This window comes from Streptomyces calidiresistens (assembly GCF_014141525.1).
In the GTDB taxonomy this organism is placed as follows: Bacteria; Actinomycetota; Actinomycetes; order Streptomycetales; family Streptomycetaceae; genus Streptomyces; species Streptomyces calidiresistens.
Genome location: NZ_VKHS01000789.1, coordinates 1 through 2,436 on the forward strand (window position 1 = coordinate 1; position 2,436 = coordinate 2,436).

Annotated in this window: 3 protein-coding genes; all 3 read left to right on the forward strand. The window is 75.9% G+C overall.

Annotation, left to right across the window (positions count from 1 at the left end):
• Window positions 1–416: 416 nt before the first annotated feature.
• Window positions 417–947: an HNH endonuclease gene (locus FOE67_RS22775; protein ID WP_182666716.1), complete on the forward strand. Its 531-nt coding sequence runs from the start codon at window positions 417–419 to the stop codon at window positions 945–947.
• A 488-nt stretch (window positions 948–1,435) separates the two neighbouring features.
• Window positions 1,436–1,780: a hypothetical protein gene (locus FOE67_RS29650; RefSeq protein ID WP_228474186.1), complete on the forward strand. Its 345-nt coding sequence runs from the start codon at window positions 1,436–1,438 to the stop codon at window positions 1,778–1,780.
• The coding region (locus tag FOE67_RS22785) for a 4-alpha-glucanotransferase (RefSeq protein ID WP_182666717.1) at window positions 1,780–2,436 on the forward strand (657 nt) is incomplete at its 3' end. The genes FOE67_RS29650 and FOE67_RS22785, both read left to right, overlap by 1 nt.

Here is a 2,436-nt window from a genome sequence, read left to right on the forward strand (position 1 = left end):
GGGGATCGGGGTGGAGCACTCGCACCCCGCCAACGGTAACGGCGCTCCCCGAGGGGGCGAGGGGGCCGATGCCCGGATGGCGCGTCCCCGACGGTCGGGCGCGATGATCCGGCCGGCCCGTCGGCAGTGGGGAGCCGCCGCCCCGGGACGGCGCCGCCGGCGCCGGCCGCGGGTCCCGCCGGCACCCGTGACCGGGCCGTATCCCGCCGGGAGGGGAGAACGGGCCCCATCCCGGGAAACCACTTGTCGGGACGCGGTGACCGGGCTCCGACACCCGGATCGCGCGGAAGCCGGGTCCCACCTGTGTCACTCGACACATTCCCGATCGTGGTGGCGCCGTCCCCCGGGGTCGGGACACACTGTGGTTGATCGTCCCGGCGCGAGCCACGCGCCGCCGACGGAAACGGAGGCCGGCTGTGCCGAATGTCCTGGTTCTCAACGCCTCGTACGAGCCGCTGGGCGTGGTGCCCGTCCGGCGAGCCCTGATCCTGCTGCTGCACGACAAGGCGGTCAGCCTGGAGGACTCCGGCCTCCTCATGCGCAGCGCCAGCACGCAGATCCCCGCCCCCAGCGTGGTCCGGCTCAAACGCTTCGTCCGGATTCCCTACCGTGCCAGCGTGCCCCTCACCCGCCGCGCCCTCTTCGCCCGGGACGGCGGCCGCTGCGCCTATTGCGGGGGCGTCGCCACCAGCGTCGACCACGTCATCCCGCGCAGCCGGGGCGGGGCCCACGCCTGGGAGAACGTCGTGGCGGCCTGCCGCCGTTGCAACCACGTCAAAGCCGACCGCCACGTCGCGGAACTCGGCTGGCGGCTGCGGCATCAGCCCGCCCCGCCGTCGGGTCTCGCCTGGCGCATCATCGGAACCGGCCACCGCGACCCGCGGTGGCTTCCGTATCTGTTGCCCTACGGGGTGGGGGAGGAGGCACCGGCCGTCGAGTGCCTCTAGCCGTACCGGTCGCGTCGCGTCCCCCGTGGGGGCGGGCACGTCCCGCCCCCCGCGGGGACGTGCCCGCCCGGTCGTGTGCCGGGCCGCCACGGGGTGATCCCGGCCCGTTCCGGCGGCCCGGCGCGCGTTCGGGGGGGCCGTCGCCCCGGGGCCCGCACCGATGCCCCCGGGCGCCCCGATACCGCTCTCGGTGCCGTTCGGAACGCCGCGGGGAACGCCGCGGGGAACGCTGCGGGGGACGATGCGGGGGACGATGCGGAGAAAAGGTGATGCGGCGGGCGAATCCGGCACCCGGTGCCGCGGGAGACGTTACGGTGGTCATGGCCCCGGTCCGCAAGAACCACCGTCACCGGAGCCGACAACACCACACATTTGCGTCGCGTCCCGGCGTGAGCAGCCCCCGCCCTCCCCGTTCCGGGAGGATTTCGGTGTGATGCCGTGAGTGCTTCGGGGTAGATCTCACTCCGGGTCGTTTGTCCACCACCCGAATGGAGAAGCCCGTGCCCGCAGCCGCCGAGCAGGCCCATCCCGCCCTCATCGCCCCGCCCGCCGGACGGGACGACGGGGAACCCGTCAAACCCGACGTCCCCGAGTTCTGGGACGACACCGGTGAGCTGGACCTCTCCGACCTCTCCGACCCCGACTCCGGTCTCGCCGGCGCGGCCTACGGCGGCCCGGTGTCCGCCCCCCTGACCAGTGAGCCGCCCCACGGCGCGGGCGTTCCGCTGACCAGCGAGCCCCCGCTGACCGCCCAGCCGCCCCTGACCTCCGAGCCCACCGTCGCCGGCGGTTACGCCGAGTCGCCGGTCGGCCCGGAGTCCGACGGAATCTGATGCGCGGGCTGGCCCGGCTCGCCGCGGCGCACGGGGTCGCCGAATCCTACGAACCCACCCCGGGGCACCGGGTGCCGGTGCCCACCGAAACCGTCGTGGCGGTCCTGGCCGCCCTCGGCGTGGACGCCTCCGGCCCCGAGGCGGTGCGCGACGCCCTGGAGCGCCACGAGAAGGCCCTCGCCGCCCGTCTCCTCCCGCCCACCGTGGTCGCCGTCGCGGCCGACCCGGCGGCCGGGGCGGTCCTTCCCCCCGGTCTCCTCGCCGGCCTCCCGCCCGGCACCGACCTGCGGGTGACCACGGAGGACGGCCGCTCCCTCCCGCTCGGCGACCCGCGGACCGCCGCCCCGGCGGCGCCCCCGGTGCCCCTGGGGGTGCACGCGCTGGAGGCCGAGACGCCCGACGGGCGTCTCGCCCGCGCCCACCTGCTGGTGTCCCCGCAGCGCGTCCCCGAGCCCTCCGGACGCCGCCACGGCCTGCTGGTGCAGCTGTACTCGCTGCTGTCCGAGCGCTCCTGGGGGATGGGGGACCTCGCCGACCTGGCCCAGCTCGCCGGCTGGGCCGGTCGGGCGGCCGGCGCCGGGTTCATCCAGCTCAACCCGCTGCACGCCGCCGTGCCCGGCATCTCCGGCGAGAGCACCGATCCCTCCCCCTACCGC